Source organism: Acerihabitans sp., from assembly GCF_036398755.1.
Taxonomy (GTDB): Bacteria; Pseudomonadota; Gammaproteobacteria; order Enterobacterales; family Enterobacteriaceae; genus Acerihabitans.
In genome coordinates this window covers 1-26,971 of sequence record NZ_DASWOM010000094.1, presented here as the reverse complement: position 1 = coordinate 26,971, position 26,971 = coordinate 1, and the positions used below count along the sequence as shown (strand labels likewise).

At 58.8% G+C, this 26,971-nt stretch carries 22 protein-coding genes; 17 read left to right on the top strand and 5 right to left on the bottom strand.

The annotated features are described in order from the left end of the window. The 8 genes from VGC33_RS16285 to VGC33_RS16250 form a co-directional block, all read left to right on the top strand. Positions 1 to 518: DUF2291 family protein (locus VGC33_RS16285; RefSeq protein ID WP_331121819.1), on the top strand; the 518-nt coding region annotated here is incomplete at its 5' end. After that, on the top strand, positions 515 to 2,035 hold the full coding sequence (locus VGC33_RS16280) for a sugar ABC transporter ATP-binding protein (RefSeq protein ID WP_331121818.1): 1,521 nt from the start codon (positions 515 to 517) through the stop codon (positions 2,033 to 2,035). The genes VGC33_RS16285 and VGC33_RS16280, both read left to right, overlap by 4 nt. Position 2,036: 1 nt before the next feature. After that, positions 2,037 to 3,137, top strand: coding sequence for an ABC transporter permease (locus VGC33_RS16275; RefSeq protein WP_331121817.1), 1,101 nt, complete (start codon positions 2,037 to 2,039; stop codon positions 3,135 to 3,137). A gap of 103 nt (positions 3,138 to 3,240) precedes the next feature. Further along, the gene (locus VGC33_RS16270) at positions 3,241 to 4,071 is read left to right on the top strand and encodes a transketolase (protein ID WP_331121816.1); all 831 of its coding nucleotides are present in this window, start codon (positions 3,241 to 3,243) and stop codon (positions 4,069 to 4,071) included. After that, on the top strand, positions 4,064 to 5,008 hold the full coding sequence (locus tag VGC33_RS16265) for a transketolase family protein (RefSeq protein WP_331121815.1): 945 nt from the start codon (positions 4,064 to 4,066) through the stop codon (positions 5,006 to 5,008). Before VGC33_RS16270 ends, VGC33_RS16265 begins: the two co-directional genes overlap by 8 nt. Before the next feature lie 2 nt (positions 5,009 to 5,010). Beyond that, positions 5,011 to 6,513 (top strand): FGGY family carbohydrate kinase, encoded by a 1,503-nt coding sequence (locus VGC33_RS16260; protein ID WP_331121814.1) that lies wholly within the window; start codon positions 5,011 to 5,013, stop codon positions 6,511 to 6,513. Between the two features lie 4 nt (positions 6,514 to 6,517). Beyond that, positions 6,518 to 7,945 (top strand): L-fucose/L-arabinose isomerase family protein, encoded by a 1,428-nt coding sequence (locus tag VGC33_RS16255; protein ID WP_331121813.1) that lies wholly within the window; start codon positions 6,518 to 6,520, stop codon positions 7,943 to 7,945. Between the two features lie 156 nt (positions 7,946 to 8,101). Beyond that, positions 8,102 to 9,157, top strand: coding sequence for an alpha/beta hydrolase family protein (locus VGC33_RS16250; RefSeq protein ID WP_414636946.1), 1,056 nt, complete (start codon positions 8,102 to 8,104; stop codon positions 9,155 to 9,157). Here VGC33_RS16250 and VGC33_RS16245 read toward each other — a convergent pair. Beyond that, positions 9,099 to 10,139 (bottom strand): helix-turn-helix domain-containing protein, encoded by a 1,041-nt coding sequence (locus tag VGC33_RS16245; RefSeq protein WP_331121812.1) that lies wholly within the window; start codon positions 10,137 to 10,139, stop codon positions 9,099 to 9,101. The genes VGC33_RS16250 and VGC33_RS16245 overlap by 59 nt on opposite strands. Before the next feature lie 202 nt (positions 10,140 to 10,341). Continuing rightward, positions 10,342 to 11,286, bottom strand: coding sequence for a sugar-binding transcriptional regulator (locus tag VGC33_RS16240; protein ID WP_331121811.1), 945 nt, complete (start codon positions 11,284 to 11,286; stop codon positions 10,342 to 10,344). 291 nt (positions 11,287 to 11,577) lie between these two features. On the opposite strand from VGC33_RS16240, the gene VGC33_RS16235 reads away from it, so the two are divergent. The 4 genes from VGC33_RS16235 to yciH all read left to right on the top strand — a co-directional run bounded on the left by VGC33_RS16235 (position 11,578) and on the right by yciH (position 14,224). Beyond that, entirely contained in the window at positions 11,578 to 11,889 is a 312-nt protein-coding gene (locus VGC33_RS16235) for a LapA family protein (protein WP_331121810.1), read from the top strand. A gap of 6 nt (positions 11,890 to 11,895) precedes the next feature. Beyond that, positions 11,896 to 13,065: a lipopolysaccharide assembly protein LapB gene (gene lapB, locus VGC33_RS16230; RefSeq protein WP_331121809.1), complete on the top strand. Its 1,170-nt coding sequence runs from the start codon at positions 11,896 to 11,898 to the stop codon at positions 13,063 to 13,065. A gap of 95 nt (positions 13,066 to 13,160) precedes the next feature. After that, the gene (gene pyrF / locus VGC33_RS16225) at positions 13,161 to 13,901 is read left to right on the top strand and encodes an orotidine-5'-phosphate decarboxylase (protein WP_331121808.1); all 741 of its coding nucleotides are present in this window, start codon (positions 13,161 to 13,163) and stop codon (positions 13,899 to 13,901) included. Next, positions 13,898 to 14,224, top strand: a complete 327-nt coding sequence (yciH, locus tag VGC33_RS16220; RefSeq protein WP_331121820.1) for a stress response translation initiation inhibitor YciH — start codon at positions 13,898 to 13,900, stop codon at positions 14,222 to 14,224. Before pyrF ends, yciH begins: the two co-directional genes overlap by 4 nt. Positions 14,225 to 14,356: 132 nt before the next feature. Here yciH and osmB read toward each other — a convergent pair whose 3' ends face one another. Next, entirely contained in the window at positions 14,357 to 14,575 is a 219-nt protein-coding gene (gene osmB / locus VGC33_RS16215; RefSeq protein WP_331121807.1) for an osmotically-inducible lipoprotein OsmB, read from the bottom strand. Positions 14,576 to 14,810: 235 nt separating this feature from the next. On the opposite strand from osmB, the gene araD reads away from it, so the two are divergent. The 3 genes from araD (at position 14,811) to VGC33_RS16200 (ending at position 18,847) form a co-directional block, all read left to right on the top strand. Next, positions 14,811 to 15,506, top strand: a complete 696-nt coding sequence (gene araD, locus VGC33_RS16210; RefSeq protein ID WP_331121806.1) for an L-ribulose-5-phosphate 4-epimerase — start codon at positions 14,811 to 14,813, stop codon at positions 15,504 to 15,506. 393 nt (positions 15,507 to 15,899) lie between these two features. After that, on the top strand, positions 15,900 to 16,907 hold the full coding sequence (gene kdgT, locus VGC33_RS16205; protein WP_331121805.1) for a 2-keto-3-deoxygluconate transporter: 1,008 nt from the start codon (positions 15,900 to 15,902) through the stop codon (positions 16,905 to 16,907). A 458-nt stretch (positions 16,908 to 17,365) separates the two neighbouring features. Beyond that, the gene (locus VGC33_RS16200; protein ID WP_331121804.1) at positions 17,366 to 18,847 is read left to right on the top strand and encodes a glycosyltransferase family 32 protein; all 1,482 of its coding nucleotides are present in this window, start codon (positions 17,366 to 17,368) and stop codon (positions 18,845 to 18,847) included. A 73-nt stretch (positions 18,848 to 18,920) separates the two neighbouring features. Here the strand turns inward: VGC33_RS16200 and VGC33_RS16195 are convergent, their stop codons facing one another. Both VGC33_RS16195 and VGC33_RS16190 read right to left on the bottom strand, forming a co-directional pair. After that, positions 18,921 to 20,861 carry an exoribonuclease II gene (locus tag VGC33_RS16195; RefSeq protein WP_331121803.1) on the bottom strand — a complete coding sequence of 647 codons (1,941 nt, stop codon included), beginning with the start codon at positions 20,859 to 20,861 and terminating at the stop codon, positions 18,921 to 18,923. Between the two features lie 148 nt (positions 20,862 to 21,009). Further along, positions 21,010 to 23,316, bottom strand: a complete 2,307-nt coding sequence (locus tag VGC33_RS16190) for an FdhF/YdeP family oxidoreductase (protein WP_331121802.1) — start codon at positions 23,314 to 23,316, stop codon at positions 21,010 to 21,012. 259 nt (positions 23,317 to 23,575) lie between these two features. Between VGC33_RS16190 and VGC33_RS16185 the strand changes: the two genes are divergently transcribed. Together VGC33_RS16185 and VGC33_RS16180 are read left to right on the top strand one after the other, a co-directional pair. After that, positions 23,576 to 25,174: a PTS transporter subunit EIIC gene (locus VGC33_RS16185; RefSeq protein WP_331121801.1), complete on the top strand. Its 1,599-nt coding sequence runs from the start codon at positions 23,576 to 23,578 to the stop codon at positions 25,172 to 25,174. 116 nt (positions 25,175 to 25,290) lie between these two features. Then, positions 25,291 to 26,193 carry a LysR family transcriptional regulator gene (locus VGC33_RS16180; RefSeq protein WP_331121800.1) on the top strand — a complete coding sequence of 301 codons (903 nt, stop codon included), beginning with the start codon at positions 25,291 to 25,293 and terminating at the stop codon, positions 26,191 to 26,193. Positions 26,194 to 26,971 lie beyond the last annotated feature (778 nt).

The window sequence follows — 26,971 nt, the reverse complement described above, 5'->3', positions numbered from 1 at the left end:
TTATCCCCGTCGATCCGTCGGCCGGGCCGGACTATTCCAACCAGACGCCGGCGCAAATCGCGCAGGCGTTCTGGACGCCGAAAGTGTTGCCCGCCGCGCGCGCCAACGCGCTTGACTGGGCTGCGCTCAAGCAGGCGCAGGGGCAGATTAAAGGGGTCGACGGCAAAAGCGTTTATACCCGATTCAGCGGCAAGGTGAGCGCGGTGGATGCCGACGGGCTGGAACGCAGGCTAACGCTTAGCGTTAACGGTGAGCCGGTCAGCGTGCAGCTGGGGCCGATTATCAAAGGCAACGCCGTGCGTGACGCCGCCGGGTTTCTGCGCTTTGAGGATTTCAAAAACCAGGTGCAATTCGCCCAGGTGGCCAAGGCGCTCAATAAACAGGCGTTAAGCGGCCTGCCGGCGCTGGATGCCGGCTGGGTGGGCCAGACGGTGGACGTGCTGGCGGCGGTAACCCTGCGCGCGGGCAGCATTGACGATGCCGTGGCGCTGGAAATCAAACGGGGGGCGGCGCAATGACCGCGACACCGGATATCATCCTGCGCGCCAAGGGCATTACCATGCTCTATCCCGGCACGCTGGCGCTGGATAACGTGGACTACAACGTTTATCGCGGCAAAGTGAATGTGATCATCGGCGAGAACGGCGCCGGTAAATCGACCCTGATGAACGTGCTGGCCGGCGTGCAGCAGCCGACCTCCGGCCAGATGCTGCTCAACGGCGAGCCGGTAAGCTTCAGTAATACCCGCGACGCGGCGGCTAAAGGCATCGGTATGGTGCACCAGGAGCTGAACCTGTCCGAAAACCTGAACGTGGCGGAAAATATTTTCCTCGGCCGCGAGCGCCAGCAGGGTTTGTGGCCCATCGATCAGGCCGGGCAGGAGCGCATCGCCGCCGAGTTGATGTCCCGGCTGGATCAGCCCATCTCGCCGCGTGAACTGGTGGCCAACTTAAAGGTCGGCCAGCAGCAGATGGTGGAAATCGCCAAGGCGCTGGCGGAACAGGCGGATATCCTGATCCTCGACGAACCCACCTCGGCGTTAAGCAAAACCGAAGTGAACGTGCTGTTCAGGGTGATCCGCGATCTGACGCGCCAGGGGGTGACGGTTATCTACATTTCCCACCGGCTGGAAGAGCTGATGGCCATTGGCGATTACATTACCATACTGCGCGACGGGCGTTACCAGGCCGAGGCGGTGGTCAGCGAGATAGACGTACCCTGGATAGTGCGGGAAATGCTGGGCGGTGACCCTGTCACAACATTTCTCAAGCCGGGCCGCACCTTTGGCCTGCCGGTGCTGCAGGCCGATCATATCACCAGCGTCAACGATGCCGGACATCCGGTGGTCAACGATGTGTCCTTCAGCGTGCGCGCCGGCGAAATCGTCGGTATTTATGGCCTGATGGGCGCCGGGCGCACCGAGCTGTTTGAATGCCTGCTCGGCACCGAAAGACAGTACCTGGGCAAGATCTGGCTGGGGGATTTGCCGGTGTCGTCGCGCATGTCCACCGCCAACCGTATCAGGCTCGGCATGAGCCTGGTGCCGGAGGATCGTAAAAAGACCGGTATTTTCCCGGCCTCAAGCGTGGCGGTCAACCTGACCATCGCCAGCCTGTGGCGCCGGCTGCAGCACGGATTCAGCATCATGCGCCTGCAGGAGCAGCAGGCGGTGGCCAGCACCATCGGCAGCCTGTCGATTAAAGTCTCGTCGCCGGACGTGGAAATCCAGGCGCTGAGCGGCGGCAACCAGCAAAAGGTGGTCATCGGACGATCGCTGCTGACCAATCCGAAACTGCTGCTGCTCGACGAACCGACCCGGGGGATCGACGTGGGCGCCAAGGCGGATGTGTTCGAGATGATGGTGGCGCTGTCGGAGAAAGGCATCGGCATTTTGTTCTCCACCTCGGATCTTAAAGAAATCATGGCGGTCTCCGACCGTATTCTGGTGATGTCGAACGGTAAATTGACGGCCAATGTCGAACGTCAATCGGCCCAGGAATCGGCATTGGTCTCGGCGAGTGCAAAAGGGTTTTGAAATGAAAGCAACCAACACCGTGACATTAACGCCCCTGACGGGCGCCCGGCGTTTTCGCTCACGCGAAAATATGCTGCTGATGCTGCTTAAACTGCGCACCTTTATCGCGTTGTTCCTGATCCTGGGGTTTTTTACCACCACGGTGCCGGGATTCCTCGAAACCGGCAGCATCATCATCATGATGAAACACATCTCGATTAACGCCTTCCTGGCGCTCGGCATCACCTTCGTCATCATCACCGCCGGCATCGACCTGTCCATCGGCGCCACCCTCGGCCTGTGCGGCATGTTCGCCGGCTGGATGCTGACCCAGGGCATCGTATTGCCGATGTTCGGCATCGCCATTTTTCCCAGCGTCTGGGTCATCGTGCCGGCGGTGCTGGTTCTGGGCGGGCTTATCGGCGCCATTAACGGCTGGATTATCACCCGTTACAACGTCGCGCCCTTTATCTGCACCCTGGGCACCATGTATATCGTGCGCGGCGCGGCGATGCTGCTGTCCAACGGCGAAACCTTTCCGGGCCTCGACGGCAACCCGCGCCTGGGCAACACCGGGTTTGACTATATCGGCGCCGGGTCGCTGTTCGGCGTGCCCTACAGCATCTGGATGATGTTCGCGCTGGCGCTGGCGATTGCCTATATCGCCCGCCGCCTGCCGTTCGGCCGCCATGTCTACGCCATCGGCTATAACGAACGCGCCGCCGAGCTGTCCGGCATAAAGGTCAAGCAGGTCAAGGTCTGGGTGTACACCATTTCCGGCCTGTGCGCCGCCGTGGCGGGCATTGTGGTGTCCTCGCAGCTGGTGGCCAGCCATCCCGCCACCGGCACCGCGTTTGAAATGAACGCCATCGCGGCGGTGGTCCTGGGCGGCACCTCGCTGGCCGGTGGGCGCGGCACCATCGTGGGTACCCTGATCGGCGCCTTCGTCATCGGCATCCTGGCCGACGGCCTGGTGATGATGGGGGTAAGTGAATTCTGGCAGATGGTCATCAAAGGCATGGTGATTATCGTGGCGGTGATTATCGATCAGATGCAAAACCGCATGCAGCGCAAGGCGGCCATTGTTTCGCAAAAAATCGTTAAAGAGGGCGCGCCGGAATAACGCTGCGCCGGCGCGACCGGCGGGGGATCGTTTTTTTTGGCCTACTTGAATAAATATTCTTTTATGCGTAAAAATTCGCCGCTGGCGAAAGAGAGGTAATGTGATGAACCCCTTTTCATTATCCGTTGATGAACTGGTCAACAAGGCGCGTCAAATTCGCCGCCGTATCGTAGCGCTGAACGCCGGCAGTCCGGCAGGCGGCCATACCGGCGCCGACCTCTCCGAGGTGGAAATCCTGACCGCGCTGTATTTCCGCGTGCTGAACTGCGCGCCCGACAGGCTGGACGACCCGGCAAGGGATATTTATATCCAGTCCAAGGGTCACGGCGTCGGTGGTTATTACTGCACGCTGGCCGAGGCCGGTTATTTCCCCACCGATTGGCTGCCGACATACCAGCACGCCAATTCCCATTTGCCCGGCCACCCGGTGCGCCATAAAACCCCGGGCATCGAGTTTAATACCGGCGCGCTCGGCCACGGTCTGCCGGTGGCCGTCGGCATCGCCCTGGCGGCCAAACGCGACCATAGCGCCAGAAAGGTGTTCACGCTGACCGGCGATGGCGAGCTGGCCGAGGGCAGCAACTGGGAAGCGGCGCTGGTGGCCGCCCACTACGGCCTGGATAACCTGGTTATCATCAATGATAAAAACAAGCTGCAGCTGGCGGGCCTGACGCGCGCGATCATGAACACCGATCCCCTGGCGGACAAGTGGCTGGCATTCGGGCTGAACGTCACCGAATGCGCCGGCAACGATATGCAGTCCGTGGTGGCGACCCTGGAAAACCTGCCGGCCAACGGCAAGCCCAACGTGGTCATCGCCAATACCGAAAAGGGCGCGGGCATCTCTTTTACGCAGGGACGGGCCGAATGGCATCACCGCGTATTCAAAGGTGATGAAATCACCCAGGCGCTGGAGGAATTGAAAGATGAGTAATGCAGAACATTTGGCAAGCGTGATGGTGGAGCAACTGATCAAGGCGGTGGATAACGGCATGGACGTGGTGCCGGTGCTGGCGGATTCCACCTCTACCGCCAAGATAGGGCCGTTTATCGCCCGTTTTCCCGATCGCATCGTCAACGTCGGCATCGCCGAACAGACCATGGTGGGCACCGCGGTGGGACTGTCCATCGGCGGTAAAATCGCCGTGACCTGCAACGCCGCGCCGTTCCTGATTTCCCGAGCCAATGAGCAGGTGAAAATCGATGTCTGTTACAACAATTGCAATGTAAAGCTGTTTGGCCTTAACGCCGGCGCCAGCTACGGGCCGCTGGCCAGTACCCATCATAGTATTGATGATATCGCGGTATTGCGCGGCTTCGGCAATATCCAGATTTTCGCGCCGGCCTCCCCCGAGGAGTGCCGGCAGATGGTCGATTATGCCCTGTCCTATGTCGGGCCGGTGTATGTCCGCCTTGACGGCAAGGCGCTGCCCGCGCTGCACGATGCCGCTTACCGGTTTATCCCGGGGCAAATCGACGTGCTGCAACACGGCGGCGATGTGGCGCTGGTGGCCATGGGGTCGACGACGCATGAAGCGGTGGAGGCCGCCGGGCTGTTGGCGGAGCAGGGCGTTTCTGCCGCGGTGGTCAACGTATCCTCGATTCGTCCGTGCGATACTCGCCAGCTCCTGGCGGTGCTAAAGGAGAGTCGGCGGGTGATTACCCTGGAAGAACATAATATCAACGGCGGCCTCGGCAGCCTGGTGGCGGAGGTGCTGGCCGAGGCGGGCTGCGCCATTCCGCTGGTGCGGCTGGGTATTGGCGACGGCGAGTACGCCATTGCGGCGGATCGCGCGGCGATGCGCGCCCATCACGGTTTTGACGCCGCGGGGGTGGTGCGCGCCGCCCTGCGCGCGTGCCGGGGAGCCTGACGATGCCGACGCCGATAATCCTCGCCATCGACGAGGGCACCACTAACGCCAAGGCGATAGCCGTGGATCGCCAGGGGGGAATTCTCGCCAAGGCGGCGGTTCCCCTGGCGCTTTATCATCCCCGTCCGGGCTGGGCCGAGCAGGATCCCATGGCCATCTGGCTGGCGGTCCGCCAGGCGGTGGAGGCCTGTCTGGCGCAGGTGCCCGACGCGCGGGTGAGTGCGGTGGCGGTCAGTAATCAACGTGAGTCGGTACTGATTTGGGAACGGGCCACCGGGCTTCCCATGACGCCGGTGGTAAGCTGGCAATGCCGGCGCTCGCAGGATTTCTGCCGCGAGCTGGCCCAAAGCGAACACGCGGCGCTGATTTACCAGCTCACCGGACTGCCTATCGACCCGCTGTTTCCCGCCGCGAAAATCCGCGGCATGCTGGCGTCGCTGCCGCGGGGCGTGGAGCGCGCCGCGCTGGGCGAGCTGTGCGTCGGCACGGTGGACGCCTGGCTGAACTGGCAGCTGACCGGCGGCCGGTCGTTCAGCACCGATTACGCCAACGCCTCCCGCACCCAGTTATTTGATATCCATCAGCGCCGCTGGGATGAACGGCTGCTGGCGATTTTCTCGATACCCGCCGCCTGCCTGCCGGAGGTGAAACCCTCGGCGGCGGTGCACGGCCATATCCGCGCCGGACAGGTGCCCGGCCTGGCGGAAGGCATCCCCGTCGCCGCGTTGATCGGCGATTCCCACGCCGCGCTTTATGGCCAGGGCGGCAGCCAGGCCGGTGACGTCAAGGCGACCTATGGCACGGGTTCATCCCTGATGCTGGCGGTGGACGAGATCGGCGCCGGTGGGAAAGGGTTAAGCGCCACCCTGGCCTGGCATGACGGCGAAATCCGCTATGCGCTGGAAGGCAATATCACCCATACCGGCGCCGGGCTTTCCTGGGTGGCGCAACTGCTCGGCGTGACGTCGCTGACGCGGCTGTCCGAAATGGCCTTAAGCCCGGCGGGCAACCAGGGGGTGTTTTTTGTCCCGGCGCTGTCCGGCCTGGGCGCGCCCTATTGGGACAGTCGGGCGCGCGGCCTGATCTGCGGGCTGACCGATGCCGCCACCCCTGAAGTGCTGGCGCGGGCCGGGCTGGAATCCATTGCCTATCAGGTCGCCGATGTGTTCTTTGCCATGGAGCGCGCCGCCGGGCGTCGGCTGCCGGCGCTAAGGGTCGACGGCGGCGCCACGCAAAACCGCTGGCTGATGCAGTTTCAGGCCGATTTGCTGCAGCGCCGGCTTATCCGCAACCTGAACGCCGAGGTATCGGCGCTGGGCGCCGCCTATCTGGCGGGCAGGACGCTGGGCTGGTGGCCGGACAATCAACATATCGCGGCATTGCCGCGTGAAGTGGAATACATCGAACCGCGCGCCGAGACCGCGGAGATGCGTGAAAACTATATCCTCTGGCAAACGGCCGTTGCGCGCGCCCGTTATCAGCCGGACCCACCCTACCGGGAGTAAAGCAATGTCGACAAAAATTATTGAAAAGCTGACCTTTGCCGTGATCGTCGGCAACCGGGGATTTTTCCCCAGCTATCTGGTGACCGAGGCGCGTCGCGACGCGGCGGCGGTATTTGAGCGACTGGGCATCAATATCATCTGGCTGGACGAAACCCAGAGCAAGCTGGGCGGGGTGGAAACCTGGCAGGACGCCAAGGCCTGCGCGCAGCTGTTTCGCCAGCGGCGCGACGAGATCCAAGGCGTAGTGGTGCTGCTGCCCAACTTCGGCGATGAAAAAGCGGTGGCGGACGCGATCCGCTTGTCGGGGCTGACCGTACCGGTGCTGATCCAGGCCGAGCAGGACAGCCTGGATAAAATGGGGCTGGCCACCCGGCGCGACAGTTTCTGCGGCAAGATTTCGCTGTGCAACAACCTGCGCCAGTGCGGCATTCCGTTTACCTTGACCCAACGACATGTCTGTACCGTCGCCGGCGACGCGTTTGCCCAGGACCTGCGGCAGTTCACCCAGCTTTGCCGGCTGGTGCATGCCATGAAGGGCGTGCGTATCGGCGCCATCGGCGCGCGCCCCGCCGCGTTCAACACCGTGCGCTACAGCGAGAAATTGCTGGAGCGGATGAACGTATCGGTGGAGACGCTGGACTTGTCAGAAATCTTTACCCGCGTCGGCAACCTGGCGGATAACGACCTGCGGGTGGGGGAAAAGCTGGCGCTGCTAAAAGACAATGCGGATACCGGCGCCATTCCGCCGGAAAAACTGCACACCATGGCCAAGCTGTTCGTGGTGATAAGCGAATGGGTACAGGCTAATGATATCGACACCACCGCCATCCAGTGCTGGACCTCGCTGCAGGAAAATCTTGGCATTAACGTGTGTTCCATCATGAGCGTCATGTCGGGACAACTGATGCCCAGCGCCTGTGAGGTGGACGTGATGGGGGCGCTGTCGATGTACGCGCTGGCCAGCTGTTCGCTGTCTCCCGCCTCCATTGCCGACTGGAATAACAACTTCGGCGAAGAGCAGGATAAATGCGTGCTGTTCCACTGCGGCAACTTCCCAAGCGAAAGCCTGGAGAGCGCGGCCATGGGCACGGCGGATATCATCGGCACCACCGTCGGCTGCGAAAATACCTGCGGCGCGGTACACGGACGCATGAAGGCGGGGCCTTTGACCTATTTCCGCCTGTCGTCGGATGATTTCACCGGCCAGGTCAGGGCCTATGTCGGCGAAGGCACGGTGGTGAACGATCCGCTGGATACCGTGGGCTGTCGCGCGGTGGTGCAGATCCCGGCCATGGAGCCGCTGCTGCGCCATATCTGCGAGCAGGGCTTCGAGCACCATGTGGCCATGAACCACTCGGCCACCGCGGCGGTGCTGCATGAAGCCTTTACCAAATATTTGGGCATAGAGTGTTACTGGCATGCCAGACCCTAAGTAACAACCGGCCGGGCAGGGATGCCCGGCGATGGCCGGATGTTAGGGAAGGGTAATATAATAATCATGATTCACGACCTCGATCGTGTTCCGGGGCGCCCTGATGCCGAACTTCATACTATAAAGGTGGCACAATTCGTCACAACAGGGTCATTAATGATGTTCATCAGAGGGTTTCTTTTATGGTCTGCTTTGCTGTTTTGTATACAGGCGCAAGCAGACCCGGGCTTTCGTCAGATAAAATCGTCAGACCGAAACGGGGAAGCGCTGAATGTGGCAGTGTGGTATCCGGCTTCTTCCAAGGGAATAACGGAATATGCCGGTGAAAATCCCGCTTTCATCGGCGTTGCCGTTATCCGCGATGCGCCGCCAGTACCTGGAGTACACCCTCTCCTGGTGATTTCACATGGTTACAACGGCAACTGGCGGAATCTGTCCTGGATTGCCGCGGCCATGGCGGCGCAGGGATATATTGTTGCCGCCCCGGATCATCCAGGTACCTCCACATTTAATCAGGATCCTGCAGACGCTAAAATGCTGTGGAGGCGTCCGCACGATATTACTCAGGTTATTGACTCCGTGATTCATTCTCCGGGACTGTTCGGGGAAACGGACAAAGACCGGATTGCCGCGTTGGGACATTCTCTTGGCGGATGGACAGTAATGTCGCTGGCGGGGGCACGCTTTGACCCTGCCCGGTTTATGCATGACTGCCGGCAACACCCGCAACGAGGCGACTGCAGGTTAACGGCAAAGCTTGGCATCGATGAAGCTCGGTCACAGGAAAAATTATCCGCAAGTCACCGGGATGCAAGAATCAGAGCCGTCGTTTCCCTCGATCTCGGATTGGCCCCCGGTTTTACCCCTCGGAGTCTGCATGATATTGACCTTCCGGTCCTGATCCTCGCGGCCCGGGTGGACAGGCTGGCGCAACTGCCCGCCGGACAGGAATCAAAGTACCTTGCTGCCGGAATGCGTGCGCAATGGAGACAATTTGCGATCGTTGATGGCGCCACCCATTTCAGTTTCATGCAGTTGTGCAAGCCCGGGGCTGAAACGCTTATTAATGAAGAATCACCCGGCGATGGCGTGGTCTGCCGGGACGGTAGCGGAGCAAGCAGGCCTGGTATCCATCAGGAACTGGTGCGTAAGATCAGTGCATTTCTGAACTCGTCACTGGATTATCACGCGCCCGCTGGCGAAACAAAGTAGGGGACACGCCGGCAACGCGCTGAAATTCGCGGTTAAAATTAGATTTAGTCATAAATCCAGACTCCAGCATGATATCCGTAACGGGCATCGGGGTGCTTAGCAGCAGTTCCATCGCCCGTTCAATCCTGAAGCCGTTGATCCACTGCGATACATTGCACTGACTTATAGCATTTACCGCACCTGAAAGCTGCCGCGCAGGCACCCCTGTTTTTCCGGCCAGAAGACTGAGCGTGAGATCGGGATTAAGGTAGATTTGCGATTCACGAACCTGTTTCTCCAGCAGGGTATAAATTTCCGCCAATTCTCCCGCAGGTAACACAGCGCGTGCAGGTGACGCTTCTTCCCTGGTGTTCGAACCGGATATCGCCGCCGTCCTTCCTGCGCTGACGATGGCAGCCCCGATAAGCGGCAGCAGCGTGACCTGAAAAATAACAACCATAACCGGAGCCTGTTTACCACCCGTGATGCTGAAGTCTAATGTCACCGCAAGATCCGTCAGCGCGGAAATGCACAGAAAGCCGCCGGCGAAAAAGGCCATCCTGGTGGTATGCGATGACTCTCCCAGTCGGCTCAGCGCGAAGCGATGCTCTCCCTGCCATGCCATACGAAACAAGCTGCACCCATACCCGGCATATAACACAAACAGGATAAAATCTGTCGCCGGCGGCCAGAATATCCTGATAAAAAAAGCGATGGTTGCAGGAACGAACAACAATATCAGGTGGCGCTGTCTGTTGATTTCGGTCATTGAGATGAAACTGTGCCAGGCAACAGGCGGCAAAAGCAGCGCCAGCCCTGACTGGATATTTCTCAGCACGGCTGAATGATATTCCCAGCGCAGCGTACTTACGCAAAGAAGGACTATGCAGGCGACAAGAAAACGCAGTGTGCCGCTGTGGCGCTGTTTTTTAGGGAACAGAACCATCACAAGCAAGAACAGCAGAGCGAATAAGGTAATCACAGGAAAGGGAACAGTAAGCATGGCCGCGGTACCACAACAGAAAGTTACCGGGAATATTTACACACATTCAGGCGTGTTGTCTTCTCAAACGTAAGACGGCTCGGCGCCTTGCGCAGCACAATCGGGTCAGACCAGAATGGTCTCTGGAAGAGCGGCCTTGCCCGGCACGGGAAAACCCCTTTTCATTGCGATGAATGCCGTGGGGAAATGGCGCGAAAGCTGGCTATACCAGTTGTTCCGCCACCAGGCGATCGGTTATCAGCACATCGATATACCGTCCTTCCAGCGCGCCTTTGATCGCCGCCACCTTTTCCTGGCCGCCGGCCAGCGCCACCACCCGCGAGCACTGCCTGACCTGCGGCAGCGGCATGCCGATGACCGGATCTTCGTCATCCGCCAGCACCGCCTCGCCCCGGGCATTGAAATAATGCAGGCAGATATCGCCCACCGCGCCGCGCGCCGCCAGCAGTCGCAGCATCTTTTCGTGGTAGTAATTGCCGGAATTCATCAGCAACTGCGACGGTTCCAGGGCGCCGATGCCGACCAGCGCCACGTCCACCTCGCTGAACTTGGCCACAACTTCCGCCACCTCGCTGCTGTTGATAAGCCGCATCCGGTCCTCCACCGAGCGCTCGATGCTTTGCGCCGGCAGCAGGTAGGCCTTGCAGTTGAGCTGATCGGCCAACAGCTGGGTCAGCAAAGTGGCCTGGACGTTGCCGTTGGGGCCGACGCCGCCCAGCAGCTGGATGACCCCGCTGGCCTTGACCGCCAGCGGGTGCAGGTTATCCACCATTTCACGCAGCGTGCTGCTCCACGACGAAATGCCCACCAGATCGTCCGGGCGGATGCTGGTCTGCATATAATGCGCCGCGGCGGAACCGATGGCCTGCTTGATTTGCTGCGCCCCGGCGGCATCGGCCACATCCACCACGATGGCCTGGTCGATGCCGTAACGCTGCTGGATGGCCGATTCCAGGCCCATAAACATATTCGGCGGCTGCACCACGCTGATTTTTACCACGCCTTCCTTGATGCAGCGGGTGATGGCGCGGGACACGAAGGATTGCGACAGGTGGAGGGCGGCGGCAATGTCCGCCTGTTTTTTATTATCGGTATAGTAAAGCGTCGCAATTTTAACCAATAAGCGCTGTTCGTCTTGCCTGGACATGCGACCTTCCCTAACGGATACGTTTTATGACTACATTTTTATGCATAACTGAATAAATAACAAGCCGCGCATGGCGTTGCGGTTGGGTTTTCTGCCGGCGGCGCCTATAGTCTTTACAGGGGCCTGATGAATCGGGCCGGGGCGGGCGGTTTGCGCCGCCTTCGGCAGCAGATAATGACGTTATGTTGCCTACAGCATTTCCTTCGCAACGCGGGAAATGCTAATTTATACCATCTTGGTGCCGGTTTATGGACGCGGCCCATCCGAATAACGCTGTTTGCGGGAATACATGTGAAATATGTTCTGATATTTTTGCTGGTTCTGGTGATTTTCATCATTTCCTTCACCTTTGGAGCCCATAACGATCAGGTTGTTACCTTTAACTATTTACTGGCGCAGGGACAATACCGGGTATCGACGTTGCTGACGGTACTGTTCGCCATCGGCTTTATCCTCGGTTGGGTGATATGCGGCCTGTTTTACCTGCGGGTGCGCCTGGCCCTGCTGCGCGCCGAGCGCAAAATCAAGCGCCTGGAGCAGCGGCCGGACCCCGCCGGCGGCGCGGATATCGCCACGACCGTACCCGCCGCCGGTAAGGAATAACCGGTTATGTTAGAGCTGCTGTTTCTGTTGTTGCCCGTGGCGGCCGCGTACGGCTGGTACATGGGGCGCAGGAGCGCGCAGCAGGATAAACAACAGGATGCCAACCGCCTGTCGCGCGAATATGTCGCCGGGGTCAATTTCCTGCTGTCCAACCAGCAGGACAAGGCGGTGGACCTGTTCCTGGACATGCTCAAGGAAGACAGCAACGCCGTGGAGGCCCACCTGACGCTGGGCAATCTGTTCCGCTCGCGCGGAGAGGTGGATCGCGCTATCCGTATCCACCAGGCGCTGATGGAAAGCACCGCCCTGAGCTTCGAACAGCGCCTGCTGGCCATCCAGCAGCTGGGGCGCGATTACATGGCGGCGGGATTTTACGATCGCGCCGAGGAAATGTTCGTCCAGCTTGTCGATGAAGACGATTTCCGTGCCGGCGCCTTGCAGCAACTGCTGCAAATCTACCAGGCCACCAGCGAATGGACCAAAGCCATAGACATGGCGGAAAAGCTGGTTAAGCTCGGCAAGGAGCATCGCCGAATCGAGATTGCCCATTTTTATTGCGAACTGGCCCTGCAGGCCATGGGCAGCGACGATCTGGATAAAGCCATGACGCTGTTGAAAAAAGGCGCGGCGGCCGATAAAAACTGTGCGCGGGTATCCATCATGATGGCGCGGATTTTTATGGCGCGGGAAGATTACCCCGCGGCGGTGGCGGTTTTGCAGCGGGTGCTGGATCAGGATAAAGAAATGGTCAGCGAAACCCTGCCGATCCTCCAGAGCTGCTACCAGCATCTGAAAGAGCCGCAGGCCTGGGCCGATTTCCTGCGGCGCTGCGTCGAACTCAATACCGGCGCGGCGGCGGAGCTGCTGCTGGCCGACGTCATCGAGCAAAACGACGGCACCGAGGTCACCCAGGTCTATATCAACCAGCAGCTGCGCCAGCATCCCACCATGCGCATGTTCCACCGGTTAATGGATTTCCACCTTAACGAGGCGGAAGACGGCCGGGCCAAGGAGAGCCTGCAGGTCCTGCGCGATATGGTCGGCGAGCAGATCCGCACCAAACCCCGCTATCGCTGCATTAAATGCGGTTTTACCTCGCACAGCCTTTACTGGCATTGTCCCTCCTGCAAGTCCTGGGCCTCCATCAAGCCGATTCGCGGCCTCGACGAGCAATAGGCCGGTCTCGCCGGACTAGGCATTTGCCGCCGCGGCAGGTAACATATCGCCATAAATCAAGGCTGCCCGATACGCCATTATTTAAGGTTTTTGACATGACAAGCGATCTTTTATCCACCCGCCCGCAGCCATGGCCCTCGCCGGTTATCGTCGCGCTGGATTATGCCGACCGCGCCCAGGCGCTCACCTTCGCCGACCGGGTTTCCCCACGGGACTGCCGGCTTAAGATCGGCAAAGAAATGTTTACCCTGTTTGGTCCCGAGCTGGTGCGTGAACTGCGCGGCCGGGGATTTGATATATTTCTCGACCTGAAATTCCATGATATTCCCAACACCGTGGCCAAGGCCGTGGCGGCGGCGGCCGACCTGGGCGTCTGGATGGTGAATGTCCACGCCAGCGGCGGCGAGCGCATGATGACCGCCGCCAAAGAGGCGCTGATCCCCTATGGCGCGCGGGCGCCGCTGCTTATCGCGGTAACGGTGCTGACCAGCATGGCCGATGAGGATCTGGCGGGCCTGGGCATACCTCATAGCGCGGCGCAGTATGCCGCGCTCCTGGCCGGATTGGCGCAACGCTGTGAACTGGACGGCGTGGTATGTTCAGCCATGGAGGCGCAGGCGTTGAAAATGCGCTTTGGCCGCGATTTCCGCCTGGTGACGCCGGGCATAAGGCCGCAGGGCAGCGAGGCCGGCGATCAGCGCCGCGTCATGACGCCGCTGCAGGCCCAGCGCGCCGGGGTGGATTTCATGGTGATCGGCCGGCCCATCACCCAGGCCGCCGACCCGGCCGCCGCGTTGCAGGCCATTGTTCATCAGTTGCAAACGGGGCAGGCCTGATGGACGACAATAGCCGATTGGTCTACTCCACCGACAGCGGTCGCATCGACGAGAAGCCGCTGCCCGCCGCGCGCCCCTCGGGGGACGGCATCGTCCGCATCCAGCGCCAGACCAGCGGCAGGAAAGGCAAAGGCGTTTGCCTTATCACCGGGCTTTCGGGCGATGACGCCGCCCTGGGCGTGCTGGCGGCCGAGCTGAAGAAAAAATGCGGCTGCGGCGGCTCGGTAAAACAGGGGATCATCGAGATTCAGGGCGATAAACGGGAGTTATTAAAGCAGTTGCTGGAAGCGAAGGGGCTTAAGGTCAAACTGGCCGGAGGCTAAGAAGGGTCGGGATGGGACACCGGGCGCTGTGTCACATGCCGTTGCCGCCAGGTCCGGGATTGAAAGGTGACCGTTCCCGCCGGACATGCCAGCCCTGGCGGGAAAACTGCAATACTGTTAACGCTTTTTTGCTTAATGGACCTGATGGCCGATAATACCACCGACCGCCGCGCCGCCGACGGTGCCCAGACCGCTGCCGTTGGTCAGCACCGCGCCGCCCACGGCGCCCGCGCCGGCGCCAATGGCGGTGTTACGGTCCCGTTTGGACCAATTCGAGCATGAACTCAGCGACAAGGCGAGGGTTACCGCTAACACCGTGGCGGCAATACGTTTTGTTGAATTTTTCGTCATCGTCAACTTCTCCATACGTTCAATAATAAGTAATTATTATAGTACCGACTCGGTTGTTTAGCTTGTTTTGCGCTAAATAAAATCTTAAACGATTTTTACCTCCCGCAGCGGATCGGTTGCGGCACGCTAAAACGGCTCGATAGCAGAAGACAACCGGATCTTCAGCCGTTTTGACCATACCGGTCGCGTCCCGCTGCCGGGACAATGTCCTCATGGCGTTCCCGAGGACAACACAATGCTTAACGAATTAAAACAACAGGTGCTCACGGCCAACCTGGCGTTGCCGCGCCATCATCTGGTCACCTTCACCTGGGGCAATGTCAGCGCGGTCGATCGCGAACAGGGCCTGATGGTCATCAAACCTTCCGGCGTCGGTTATGAAGAGATGACCCGCGACGATATGGTGGTGGTGGAACTGGAGACCGGACGCGTGGTAGAGGGCGGCAAAAAACCGTCATCGGATACCGATACCCACCGGGTGCTTTACCTGGCGTTCGCCGGCATCGGCGGCATCGTCCACACCCACTCCCGCCATGCCACCATCTGGGCGCAGGCGGGCCTGGATATTCCCGCCTGGGGCACCACCCATGCGGATTATTTTTACGGCGACATTCCCTGTACCCGTTTAATGACCGAGGCGGAAATCCAGGGTCGCTATGAATGGGAAACCGGCCGGGTAATTGTCGAAACCTTTGCAGCGCGCGGTATCGAACCCACCGCCATACCGGCCGTGCTGGTCAATTCCCATGGCCCGTTCGCCTGGGGCAAGGACGCCGATACGGCGGTGCACAATGCCGTGGTGTTGGAAGAGGTAGCTTACATGGGCATATTCTCACGCCAGTTGACGCCGCAGCTGCCCGCCATGCAGCCGGAATTACTGGATAAGCATTACCTGCGAAAACATGGCAAGCATGCCTATTACGGGCAATAGTCCGCAATCAACCCCCGCTTTGCCGCCGGCGCGCCGCGCGCCGTTGACCCGGCGGGGGGTGAGTTTTAACAGATACAAATTTCATGATTGTTCAATATAGATAGTCTCGTCCGGCACCTCTTTCCCCGTCATTCTATTTCCCCCCAGGGTCTGGTTTTTAAAAACCCGTGGCAAAAATGTGATCTCCATCTCAAAATGAAACCATGTATCCATTCAAATAAAATGATCTTATTTAAAAAAAGAAACATTGTTTCATTTCATGCTCCAGATCACTGTATTACTGGATGTAACCGGTTACTTTATCGCTCAACCGACCCCGTCAATGAACGGGGCAAGGCCACGGAACGGCGCCCTACGACTCATGGGAATACTTCGAACTTAGGTGGAATCACGATGCAAATCAAACGTGCAATTGACAAAATCCCCGGTGGTATGATGCTGGTGCCGTTATTTATCGGCGCGCTTTGTCATACTTTTGCCCCTGATGCGGGTAAATATTTCGGTTCTTTTACCAACGGTCTGATTTCCGGCACCGTGCCTATCCTGGCGGTCTGGTTTTTCTGTATGGGAGCGTCAATCAAGCTCAGCGCAACCGGTATGGTATTACGCAAATCCGGCACGCTGGTGGTGACGAAAATCGCCGTTGCCTGGGTGGTCGCCGCGGTGGCTTCGCGTTTTTTGCCGGTAAACGGCGTGGAAATGGGTTTTTTCGCCGGTTTGTCCACCCTGGCGCTGGTCGCCTCCATGGATATGACCAACGGTGGGCTGTACGCCTCCATTATGCAGCAATACGGCTCCAAGGAAGAGTCCGGGGCATTTGTGCTGATGTCGCTGGAATCCGGCCCTTTGATGACCATGATTATTTTGGGCACCGCCGGAATCGCTTCTTTTGAACCGCATGTGTTTGTCGGCGCGGTGCTGCCGTTCCTGATTGGCTTCGCCCTGGGCAACCTGGATCCGGAACTGCGCGAGTTCTTCAGCAAGGCGGTGCAGACGCTGATCCCGTTCTTCGCCTTCGCGCTCGGCAATACCATTAACCTGAACGTCATCGCGCAAACCGGCCTGCTGGGCGTGCTGCTCGGTATTGCGGTTATCATCATCACCGGTATTCCGCTGATCCTGGCCGATAAGTTTATCGGCGGCGGCGACGGTACCGCGGGCATTGCCGCGTCCAGCTCCGCCGGGGCCGCGGTGGCCACGCCGGTGCTGATTGCCGAAATGGTGCCGGCCTTTAAGCCGATGGCGCCGGCGGCGACCGCCCTGGTGGCCACCTCGGTGATTGTCACCTCCATCCTGGTGCCGATTATCACCGCGCTGTATTCCAAGCGGGTGAGAAAAGGGCATGTCAGCCTGATGGATGAAGAACAGGCCGCGCTAAAATCACGCGCCGCCGAAAGATAAAGCCAACGATGTTTAGTGGTAAGCAAAAGCCCCCGCCTGCGGGGGCTTTTGCGTGCATGGGCGGATAAAAACCAGGGATAGGCTGAGGGTGTGATCCGGCGATAGCCGCATGCACCGGCAGACCAGCCTCTCACAACCCTTACCGCCGCGCGGATGAAGCGCGGCGTGAGGACACCCGCAAGACGGCTTTAGGCCATGCTGTTTATGTTCCATTAAAGTTTTTCGGCAGGAGTTTGTTATTATTTCGCGCACATTTTTGCGCGAAAGCCGGGTGCTCATTTACATCTCAGGTAGCATGGCAATCCGCTGTGAGTGTTAGCCGATAAAAGGAAAGCCTGTCGTTTAACAGGCTTTCCATTTTTTTATTCTTGTCTTTAATGGATAGACAGAGGTTTGATTTGTTGCATGTCATGAACTGTGTTTTTACACCACAACATAAAAACACTGAAAATAGCCAGATGGTTGATTATGATAAGACGCTGAGCCGGTGGATAAGCGAAGTTCAATCCGGCCGCGGGGAATGCCGGGATATCGCGGCCGTATTAATAAAAGACAGCGTTGATACCGGAAAGGTTTTACTGAATTTAAGCGGTTATAATTTAAGTAGCCTTCCCATTTTGCCGCCGCATATAGAAGAGTTGAATATCAGTAACAATGCCCTGGAAACGTTGCCCTCGCTTCCGGACAGTTTAAAAATACTTGATGCCAGCCATAACAAGATTAGACATTTCCCCGTCATGGCGCCAGATTCGCTATTGGAAAAAGTCAATTTGGCTAATAATCTCCTAAGGAAAAAACCCACGTCAGAACGTCCGCTGCCGGTGCTTGACCTTAGCGAAAATCCGCTATGCTTTATCATTCCCAAGATTATCCATCATATCTGGTTGGGCTATAAATCCCTGCCGTGTGAAGCCATAACGAACATCGTGAACAATGCGGCGTTAAATCCTGATTATACGCTTATGCTATGGGTGGACAATCCCGCGCAGACGCAGTCACAGCTGGTCGACAGCGGCGTTACATCAGCGTTTTTCAAGCGGGTGGACATCTTGCTCCCCACCGCGCCCTATCAGCTGGAAGCCGCAATACAAAGAGAGTGCGCGGATACGCCTTATAACAATTACGCGGCGGCATCTGATATTTTGCGATTGTCGGTACTGAAGGATTACGGCGGTATCTATATGGATGTCGACATCGCATTGAACGAACCTTTGGGTGATATATTGATCGAAAATGAAAATAATCAGCCAGCGGTTGAATCACTCTTCAAAGTGGATTTGAAAAAACTATCCGATGGCGGTGACGCTTTTGATATAAATAATAACGTCATTGCTGCCCTTGCCGATTCCCGGGATGTTGATTTTCTTTTAAACGCCATTATTGCTGCCTATCAGGGCAAACGGTTTACCTTTGGACCGGATGGTAAAAAACATGAGGATTATTTTAAGGAGGAGTGGAGCCATAATTCAGGGGTTGAATTTCTCACCAACCATGTCAAGAGGATGGAGATATCAAGAACGGCTATTCAGTTAAAAAAATCAGGAAAATTTGATACACTAGCGCTTTTGAGAAATTCAGAAAAAATAAAGAGCCTGGAAGCGTTAAGTCAATTCAAAAAAAACTTGTTCAATGAAAACGTGGAAATGAATGATGTCATGTGGGGGCTTAAACGGGAGCGCCCGCTGGTCAGATACACCGGGACATTAAGTTTTACCGGCCCGGCTTTAATTCGCTCGTTTCTCTTCGATGAAAAGCATGATCCTTTTATCATTGATAAAATTCAGAACGACAGCATAAACGGGTTTCACAGTACCAGAAAATTGATCAACAGCGGCATTTTTGGTCATATAGAGGGACCCCTGGGTGCCTGGAAGCCGGAAAATAAAGGAAGCGGTGGCTGGATAGCTCCCGCAGTTCATGGCTGGAGCGCTGAAGTGTAATTTCAGACACCCACCTCAGCCTGTTGATGATTCCCTTAAGGGAGGCGCAAGCCTCCCTTGGGCGTTCAGGATCTTAAACGGGGCGGGCAATCACCGAACGGGTTTCCTGGCGCACTTCCGCCACCGTCACCTCGATGGTGTCTCCCTGGCGATAGCGCTCTTCGCCCTTGACCTGCACGGTGCCGGTTTCCTGGCTGCACACCAGTTCATCGCGCACGCTGTGGATAAACGGCGCCGGTATAAACGCCACCGCGCCATTCTCAATAAGCCGCACGCGCATGCCGCCGCGCGAAACATCTATGATCTCAGCGCTATAGCGGGTATCGCTGCCGGCTTTATCCTTCAGGTAGCGGGCATATAGCCAATCGCCCACGTCGCGTTCCGCCATGCGGTTTAACCGGCGCCGTTCGGACATCTGCACCGTAATCTCTTCCGCTGGGCGCGTGGCGTTCCCCTGGCTTATCAACGCCTTCAGCAGGCGATGGTTAATCATATCGCCGTATTTACGGATAGGCGAGGTCCAGGTGGCGTAGGCGTCCAGTCCCAGGCCGAAGTGCGGGCCGGGCTCGGTGCTGATTTCAGCATAGGTCTGGAAACGGCGCACGCGGCTGTCAAGATAGGAGGTCGGCATGGCGTCCAGCCGGCGGCGCAGGTCGCAAAAGCCCGGCAGCGTCAGCAGGGTGGCGGCGTCGGCCTCGACGTCATTGGCGGCGAGAATGGCCACCGCCTGGTCCACCAGCGTTTCGTCAAAACCGTTATGGACGTTATAGACACCAAAGCCCAGGCCGTCGCGCAGCACCTGCGCGGCGCAGACGTTGGCGGCGATCATCGCTTCCTCCACCATGCGGTTGGCGATGCGCCGGGGCTCAGTCTGGATCGACAGCACGTCGCCTTTATCATCGAGCACAAAGCGATAATCGGGACGATCCTTGAAGACCAGCGCGTGCGCCTGGCGCCAGGCGGCGCGTGACTGGCAGGCGCGCTGCAATAAATGGATCTGTCCGGCGATGGCCGGGGTGGCGGGTTGCCAGGCGCTGTTGCCTTGCGTTTCCAGCCAGTCGGAAACATCGTCATAGGCCAGCTTGGCCTTGGATTCAATCCAGGCGGCAAAAAAGCGCGGTTCGCCGCCGAGCGAGCCGTCGTCATTGACGGTGACACGACAGGCCAGGGCGGGGCGGCGCTCATTGGGGCGCAGGGAGCACAGGTTATCCGACAGGTCGCGCGGCAGCATCGGGATATTAAAGCCCGGCAGGTAATTGGTAAAGGCGCGTTCACGGGCGATCAGGTCGAGCTTGCTATCGGCCTCGACGTACGCGGTCGGGTCGGCAATGGCGATGGTCATCACCAGCGCGTCGCCATCTCCCGCCTCGACGTACAGCGCGTCATCCATATCTTCGGTGCTGGCGCTGTCAAGGGTAATGAAGTCCAGCGCGGTTAAATCCTCGCGCGGCAGGTTGTCGTCGCCCAGTACCAGCCCCGCGGGCATCGGCGGCGCCTCGCGCTCCAGGTTATGCCGGGCGAGAGTCACCCACCAGGGTGCGAAATGGTCGTCGCCGACGGTCACCAACTGCGTTATCTCGGCATAAAACTGCCGGTCGCCCTTGAGCGGATGACGGCGCATTTCAGCCACCGCCCAATCGCCGGTCTGGAAATTATGCTCTACGTTGCGCACCGGCCGGCAGGGAATGATTTCACGGATCAGCGGATGGTTAGGCACAATCGTCAGGCGGTCGTCCTTAAGCTGGACGCGGCCGACAAAGCGCGACAGGAACGGCTCCACCAGTTCTTCAGGCTCGACGATTTCCCGGTCTTTTTCCGAGCGCACCGTGGCGGTGATCCGATCGCCGTGCATGACTTTTTTCATGAACGGCGGCGGAATGAAATAGCTTTTTTGCGCATCGACTTCAAGGAAGCCAAACCCTTTCTCAGTACCTTTGACCACGCCTTCGACACGCGGCGTCTGAGAGTGAAGTTGCTGTTTTAGCTGTGCGAGCAGCGGGTTATCTTGAAACATAATGTCCAGAAATAAGAGTGTAAAAAGGCTTCAATAACGGCAGACAGTTTTACGCGAATCGGCAGGCGGCGGCAAGTATAACCACCCGATTGCCGGTGAAAAAAGCCGCCCGCGCGGGCGGCGGGCGGGTTGGGCGGAGAAAAAATGACTAGATGATGCGCGCGTCGGCGACCACCCGACTGCGCGCCAGGCGCACCGGTACCGACTTGGAGGTGGGCGTATGGGTTCCGTCGCCAAAACTGGACAGCGGCACCAGCGGATTGGTTTCGGGATAATAGGCGGCCAGGTTGCCGCGCGGAATATCATAGCTTATCGCCTTGAATCCGCTGACCCTGCGGCTGACGCCGTCATGCCACAAGGTTTCGATATCCACCCGGTCGCCGTCGGCCAACCCGAGGTCCGCCAGGTCGTCCGCGTTGACAAACACCACGTCCCGCTGGCCGTAAACGCCGCGATAGCGATCGTCCATGCCGTAGATGGTGGTGTTGTACTGGTCATGGGAGCGCAGGGTTTGCAACGTAAAGGGCACCGTCTGGCCGGCAATCTGCGGGAACAGCGTTTCAGGCAGCGCGGCGGCGCTGAAATGCGCCTTGCCGTCGGGGGTGTTGAAACGCAGCCCGGCGGCGGCGTTGCCCAGGTAAAAGCCGCCCGGTTGCTCGCAGCGGCGGTTGAAATCGGCAAAGCCGGGCAGGGTGGCCTCGATATGATCGCGGATCAGATTGTAATCCCCGGCCAGCCGCGGCCAGTCGAGCCTATCCCGGCCCAGCACCGCGTCGGCGATGCCGGCGACGATGGCGGTTTCCGAACGTTGCAGGTCTGATATCGGCGGGTTTACCCCTTCCGACGCATGTACCATGCTAAAGGAGTCTTCCACCGTGACATATTGGCTGCCGGTGGCCTGCATATCGCGTTCGGTGCGGCCAAGCGTCGGCAGGATCAGCGCGTCGGCGCCGGTTATCAAATGGCTGCGGTTCAGCTTGGTGGCGATGTGCACCGTCAGGTCGCAGCGGCGAATCGCCTGCTCGGTGCGCGCGGTATCGGGCGCCGCCGCCGCCAGGTTGCCGCCGAGCGCAATCAGTACCTTGACTTCGCCGCGCAGCATCGCCTCCAGCGCCTCGACGGTGCTGTGCCCCGGCGCGCGCGGCGGCGTAAAGCCGAAATGGGCGGCCAGGCTGTCGAGCATGGCGGCGGAGGGCTTTTCATCGATGCCCATGGTGCGGTTGCCCTGCACATTGCTATGACCGCGTACCGGACACAGCCCGGCGCCCGGCTTGCCCAACTGGCCGAACAGTAATTGCAGGTTGACTATTTCGCGCACGATTGCCACCGAATGTTTATGCTGGGTCACGCCCATCGCCCAGGTGCAGATCACCCGTTCGGCCCGCCGATAGATGTCCGCCGCCTCGCGCAGCTGCTGTTCAGTCAGGCCGGACTGACGGAGGATATGTTGCCAGGACGTGGCATCCACCGCCGCCAGGTAGTCCTCGACGCCTTGGGTATGCGCCTGGATAAAGGCGTCGTCGAACAGGCCGGGCTGGCCGGCGGCCAACTGTTGGCGATGGGTTTCCAGCAGGGCCTTGACCATGCCGCGCACCGCCGCCATATCGCCGCCCAGGTTGGGTTGCAAATAGCGCGAGCTGATGCGCCCCGATTTGGGCGTCAGCAGCTCCAGTGGGTTTTGCGGATCGGCAAAACGCTCCAGCCCGCGCTCGCGCAGGGTGTTAAAGGTGACGATGCTGGCGCCGCGATCGGCGGCATGGCGCAGGCTGTGGAGCATGCGCGGATGGTTGGTGCCCGGATTCTGGCCAAAGACGAAAATGGCGTCCGCCTGCTCGAAGTCATTGAGGTGGATGGTGCCTTTACCGACGCCGATGCTTTGTTTCAGGCCGGTGCCGCTGGCTTCGTGGCACATATTGGAACAGTCGGGAAAGTTATTGGTGCCGAACATGCGGCCGAACAATTGGTACAGATAGGAGGCTTCATTGCTGGCGCGGCCAGAGGTGTACAGCTCCAGCCGATCGGGATGGTCCAGGCCGCGCAAATGGCGGGCTATCAGGGCAAAGGCGTCGTCCCAGCTTACCGGCGCATAACGATCGGTCCGGGCATCGTAACGCAACGGCTGGGTAAGCCGGCCCTGGTATTCAAGAAAATAATCGCTTTGCCCATACAGGGTGCTGACGCTGTGCTGGGCAAAAAATGCCGCGTCGATCCCTTTGCGGGTGGCTTCCCAACTGACCGCTTTGGCGCCGTTTTCACAAAAGCTGAAGGTGCTGGTATTGTCGTCGCCCCAGGCGCAGCCGGGGCAATCGAACCCTTTGGATTTATTGACCCGCAGCAGATTACGGATATTTTTGAACGCTTGTTTACTGTCAATCACATAGCGGGTGGTGGCTTCAAGTGAACCCCAGCCGCCGGCGGCGCCGGTATAGGGTTTTATCGCAGGTTTAAATTTCATTATGGTTATTCGCAGGTGAACGATGCCGATCGAATGTTAAATAATCTTTAACGCCTTGCTCAATTAAGGTTAAGTTTAATCAGTTTGTGATAGTGCGTCTAATTGAATAGGGTTATCGCAGGATAGAGCGCGGCTATGGCGCGGCGGGGGGTTATTTGTGATCCCGATCTAAATTCCGGCTATCGGATCCGCTCGTGGCCTGACTGTTTTGCAGGTTAACGCATAATTAATCTCGGGCAGATAAAACGAGAATAACGCAATGAAAGAGCTGGCCAGCAAAATCCATGGTTTTGGCAAAGCGTTAATGATGCCGATTTCGGTCATCGCCGCCGCCGGTATTTTTCTCGGCCTGGCGGCGGCGATGCAGAACCCGGCGGTCACCGGCGAGGCGTTTGCCAACCTGCATTATCCCCAGTTGGTGATCGGGTTTATCCGTCAGGTGGCGGGCGCGGTGTTCGCCAATCTGCCGCTGTTTTTCGCGGTGGCCTGCGCCATTGGCCTGGCCAAGGCTGAAAAACCCACCGCGGCCTTTGCCGCCGTGATTGGGTTTATCGCCATGCACGTCGGGGTCAGCGCCAGCCTGGCGGCCCAGGGACTCACCGCCGCCACCACCCAGGTGGCGGCGTTAACCGCGCACGGCATGAGCCAAAACGCGGCGCTGGTCTATTCCGCCGAATTTATCCCGATGCTGGGTATTTTCACCTATAACATGAGCGTCCTGGGCGGCGTGATTGCCGGTCTTGTCACCGTGGCATTGCACAATCGTTTTTATACCCAGGAGCTGCCGACGGCGATCGGTTTTTTTGGCGGCCGTCGGTTCGTTCCCATCGTGACGGTAGTGGTGCTGCCGCTGGTGGGGCTTGGCCTGTCGTTTGTCTGGCCGGGCGTGGGCGCGGCCATTGCCTGGATTGGCCAGCTGATCGGCAAGAGCGGCCAGTACGGGATGTTTTTATATGGTTTCGGCGAACGTCTGCTGATCCCGACCGGCCTGCATCATATTCTTAATGAAACCGTGCGCTTTACCCCCATCGGCGGCATGACGACGGTGGATAACCAGACCATCGTCGGCGCGCTGAATATTTTCAATACGTCGCTGACCCATCCCGGGCTGCTCAGCGATCAGGTGGTGCGCGACGCCACGCGTTTTCTGGCGCAGGGCAAGATCCCGGTGATGATGTTCGGTCTGCCAGGGGCGGCCCTGGCCATGTACCACTGCGCCCGGCCCGAACATAAAACACGGGTCAAGGCGCTGATGATGGCCGGGATGCTGGCGTCGTTTACCACCGGCATTACCGAGCCGCTGGAATTTTGCTTTGTCTTTGTGTCGCCGCTGCTGTACCTGCTGCACGCCGCGCTCAGCGGCCTGTCGTTTATGCTGATGGACGTGCTGCAGGTAATGATCGGCAATGTGCAGGGCGGCGCCATCGACCTGGTGGTATTCGGCATGCTGGGCGGAGCCAAAACCCATTGGTGGTATCCGGTGATGCTGGGCGTGATCTATTTCCCGCTCTATTATTATCTCTTTCGCCTGGTTATCTTGCGATTCAGGGTGGAAACCCCGGGTCGCGAGGCCGAGGAGGCGGAAGAACCGGCGCGTAAGCCGGTTACCGCCGGCCAGCGCGCCGAAAATATTATTACCGGCCTGGGCGGGCAGCCGAATATCGCCGATGTCGACTGCTGTTTTACCCGCCTGCGCGTGCGGGTGAAGGATATGCGGCTGGTGATTGACCGTACCCTGATGCTGACCGGCGCCAGCGGCGTGAAGCGCGTCAGCGAGAACGATGTCCAGGTTATTTATGGACCGCAGGTGGAAAAAATCGCCCAGGATGTGAAGACCACGCTTGGGGTCAGCGCCTGACGGCCGGCCCGGTATGAGGGCGCCGGGCGCGCCGCCGTCGGGGCCGTAACGGCATGGCATCCGGCGCGGCGCGATGATGTTATACTGTTTTCCTGCCTTCCCCCCAGTCAGAATCTATGGATATCAAACAGCTTATCTATTTATGTAACCTTGAGCGTGAACGCCATTTCGGCCGCGCCGCCGAGGCCAGTTTCGTCAGCCAGCCCACGCTTTCCGCCCGTTTGAAAAATCTGGAGCGGGAATTGGGCCTGGCCCTGATCCATCGCGGCAACTCTTTCCAGGGATTTACCGCCGAAGGGGAACGGGTGCTGGCCTGGGCGCGGGAAATCGTGTCGGTATACCAGGGTCTGAAGTTGGACGTGGAGTCCCTGAAACAGGGCCTGTCGGGAACGTTGCGTATCGGCATCGTACCTCAGTGCGGTATTCCGCTGGCGCGGCTGCTTTATGATGCGCGTCAAAAATACCCCGCGCTGGACTTCCAGGTGTCGGTGCTGAGCGCCGACCCATTGCTGGAGGCGCTGACCAATCATAGCGTGGATATCGGTATCGGCTTTTTTGAGCTTGAGCTGCTGGCGGAGCTGCGTTACCAGGTGGCCGTCATTGCCGATCGCGGCGTTGAACTGGTGTTTCATCCGCACTATTTTCCGCAATTGGCCGGGGGCGGCGGCCTGACACTCGCCGAAGTGGCGGCGTTGCCTTTATGTTTGGCCGAGCCAAGTCGTTATTTCCGGCGTTATCTGGATGAGCATTTTCGCGCCGGCGGATTACATCCTCATATCCGGCTCGAGAGCGCATCGATTTTCCAGCTGTTGCAGGGTATTTTTGCCGGCCTGGGCTGTGGGGTGATGCCGAGTGGGCATTTATTGCCGGGGATGACGCCGGACCTGCGTTCGGTCCTGATAAGCCTGCCGCCGATGAAGCGCCAGAGCGCGATTGTCATCACGCAAGCCGGACGGGCGACGCCGTTGGCCGGGACATTGTTTGAGTTCGCGCGGGAATGGCTGGCGCAACGCGACTAGGCAGCTGTGGGAAAAAAGTCAGCTTTGGTGAGGATTTCGCTAGCGGCTTGCGGAAAGATTTTTATTATGCCTCGGCGGGGAGGCGCTTGCGGCTTGCGGCTTACGGTAGGGTTTATGATGCCTCGGCGAGGATTTCGCTTGCCAGGCATTCGGTTGCTATATGTAGTGCCGGGTGCCGGCAAGCGACAAGGAGGGTGGACCGCGCCACCCTCCTTGACCTCCGCGCGTCCGGCAGGTCGTGCGCCGCTGCGCGGTCCCCGGCATCACGCATCACAGCTTTGGACCGAACGGGATGCGCTCCCTGCGCAACCCGTCCTTTCGCCGCTCCCGGCGGCTCATCCAGCCGCGATGCGCTCTGCCGGCGCACTCTATGCCGGCACAAGGTCAACACCATCGCCTGCTGGGAAACCGGGATTTTTTAAGTTAGGAGCGGTATGCACTTGCCGGGGAAAATATCACTAATAATTTCTGCTAATGGCTGCAGGCTGAATGTTCATTGTTCACTGCTCACTACCTACTACCTACTGCCTACTGCCTACTGCCTACTGCCTAATTTTGAATGCCAAATGCCAAATGCCAAATGCCAAATGCCGAATGCCAAATGCCAAATGCCAAATGCCAAATGCCGAATGCCAAATGCCGAGTGCACAATTCTCGATATTCAATGTTAAATAGGTATGTTTATGCTGTACATATGTTTGTATGGCTGCATGATCTGCTTTTAGTTGTGCCTGTTACATCCCAGAATGGTTAACCTATTTCGATGGCGGATCCTATC

Coding starts and splice junctions, on each gene's coding strand:
- VGC33_RS16270 (WP_331121816.1), top strand. CDS start 3,241: ATGAACCCCTTTTCATTATCCGTTGATGAACTGGTCAACAAGGCGCGT.
- VGC33_RS16180 (WP_331121800.1), top strand. CDS start 25,291: ATGGATATCAAACAGCTTATCTATTTATGTAACCTTGAGCGTGAACGC.
- VGC33_RS16255 (WP_331121813.1), top strand. CDS start 6,518: ATGTCGACAAAAATTATTGAAAAGCTGACCTTTGCCGTGATCGTCGGC.
- VGC33_RS16190 (WP_331121802.1), bottom strand. CDS start 23,316: ATGAAATTTAAACCTGCGATAAAACCCTATACCGGCGCCGCCGGCGGC.
- VGC33_RS16260 (WP_331121814.1), top strand. CDS start 5,011: ATGCCGACGCCGATAATCCTCGCCATCGACGAGGGCACCACTAACGCC.
- VGC33_RS16250 (WP_414636946.1), top strand. CDS start 8,102: ATGATGTTCATCAGAGGGTTTCTTTTATGGTCTGCTTTGCTGTTTTGT.
- VGC33_RS16240 (WP_331121811.1), bottom strand. CDS start 11,286: ATGTCCAGGCAAGACGAACAGCGCTTATTGGTTAAAATTGCGACGCTT.
- araD (WP_331121806.1), top strand. CDS start 14,811: ATGCTTAACGAATTAAAACAACAGGTGCTCACGGCCAACCTGGCGTTG.
- kdgT (WP_331121805.1), top strand. CDS start 15,900: ATGCAAATCAAACGTGCAATTGACAAAATCCCCGGTGGTATGATGCTG.
- VGC33_RS16195 (WP_331121803.1), bottom strand. CDS start 20,861: ATGTTTCAAGATAACCCGCTGCTCGCACAGCTAAAACAGCAACTTCAC.
- VGC33_RS16275 (WP_331121817.1), top strand. CDS start 2,037: ATGAAAGCAACCAACACCGTGACATTAACGCCCCTGACGGGCGCCCGG.
- VGC33_RS16200 (WP_331121804.1), top strand. CDS start 17,366: ATGGTTGATTATGATAAGACGCTGAGCCGGTGGATAAGCGAAGTTCAA.
- pyrF (WP_331121808.1), top strand. CDS start 13,161: ATGACAAGCGATCTTTTATCCACCCGCCCGCAGCCATGGCCCTCGCCG.
- lapB (WP_331121809.1), top strand. CDS start 11,896: ATGTTAGAGCTGCTGTTTCTGTTGTTGCCCGTGGCGGCCGCGTACGGC.
- VGC33_RS16280 (WP_331121818.1), top strand. CDS start 515: ATGACCGCGACACCGGATATCATCCTGCGCGCCAAGGGCATTACCATG.
- VGC33_RS16265 (WP_331121815.1), top strand. CDS start 4,064: ATGAGTAATGCAGAACATTTGGCAAGCGTGATGGTGGAGCAACTGATC.
- VGC33_RS16185 (WP_331121801.1), top strand. CDS start 23,576: ATGAAAGAGCTGGCCAGCAAAATCCATGGTTTTGGCAAAGCGTTAATG.
- osmB (WP_331121807.1), bottom strand. CDS start 14,575: ATGACGAAAAATTCAACAAAACGTATTGCCGCCACGGTGTTAGCGGTA.
- VGC33_RS16245 (WP_331121812.1), bottom strand. CDS start 10,139: ATGCTTACTGTTCCCTTTCCTGTGATTACCTTATTCGCTCTGCTGTTC.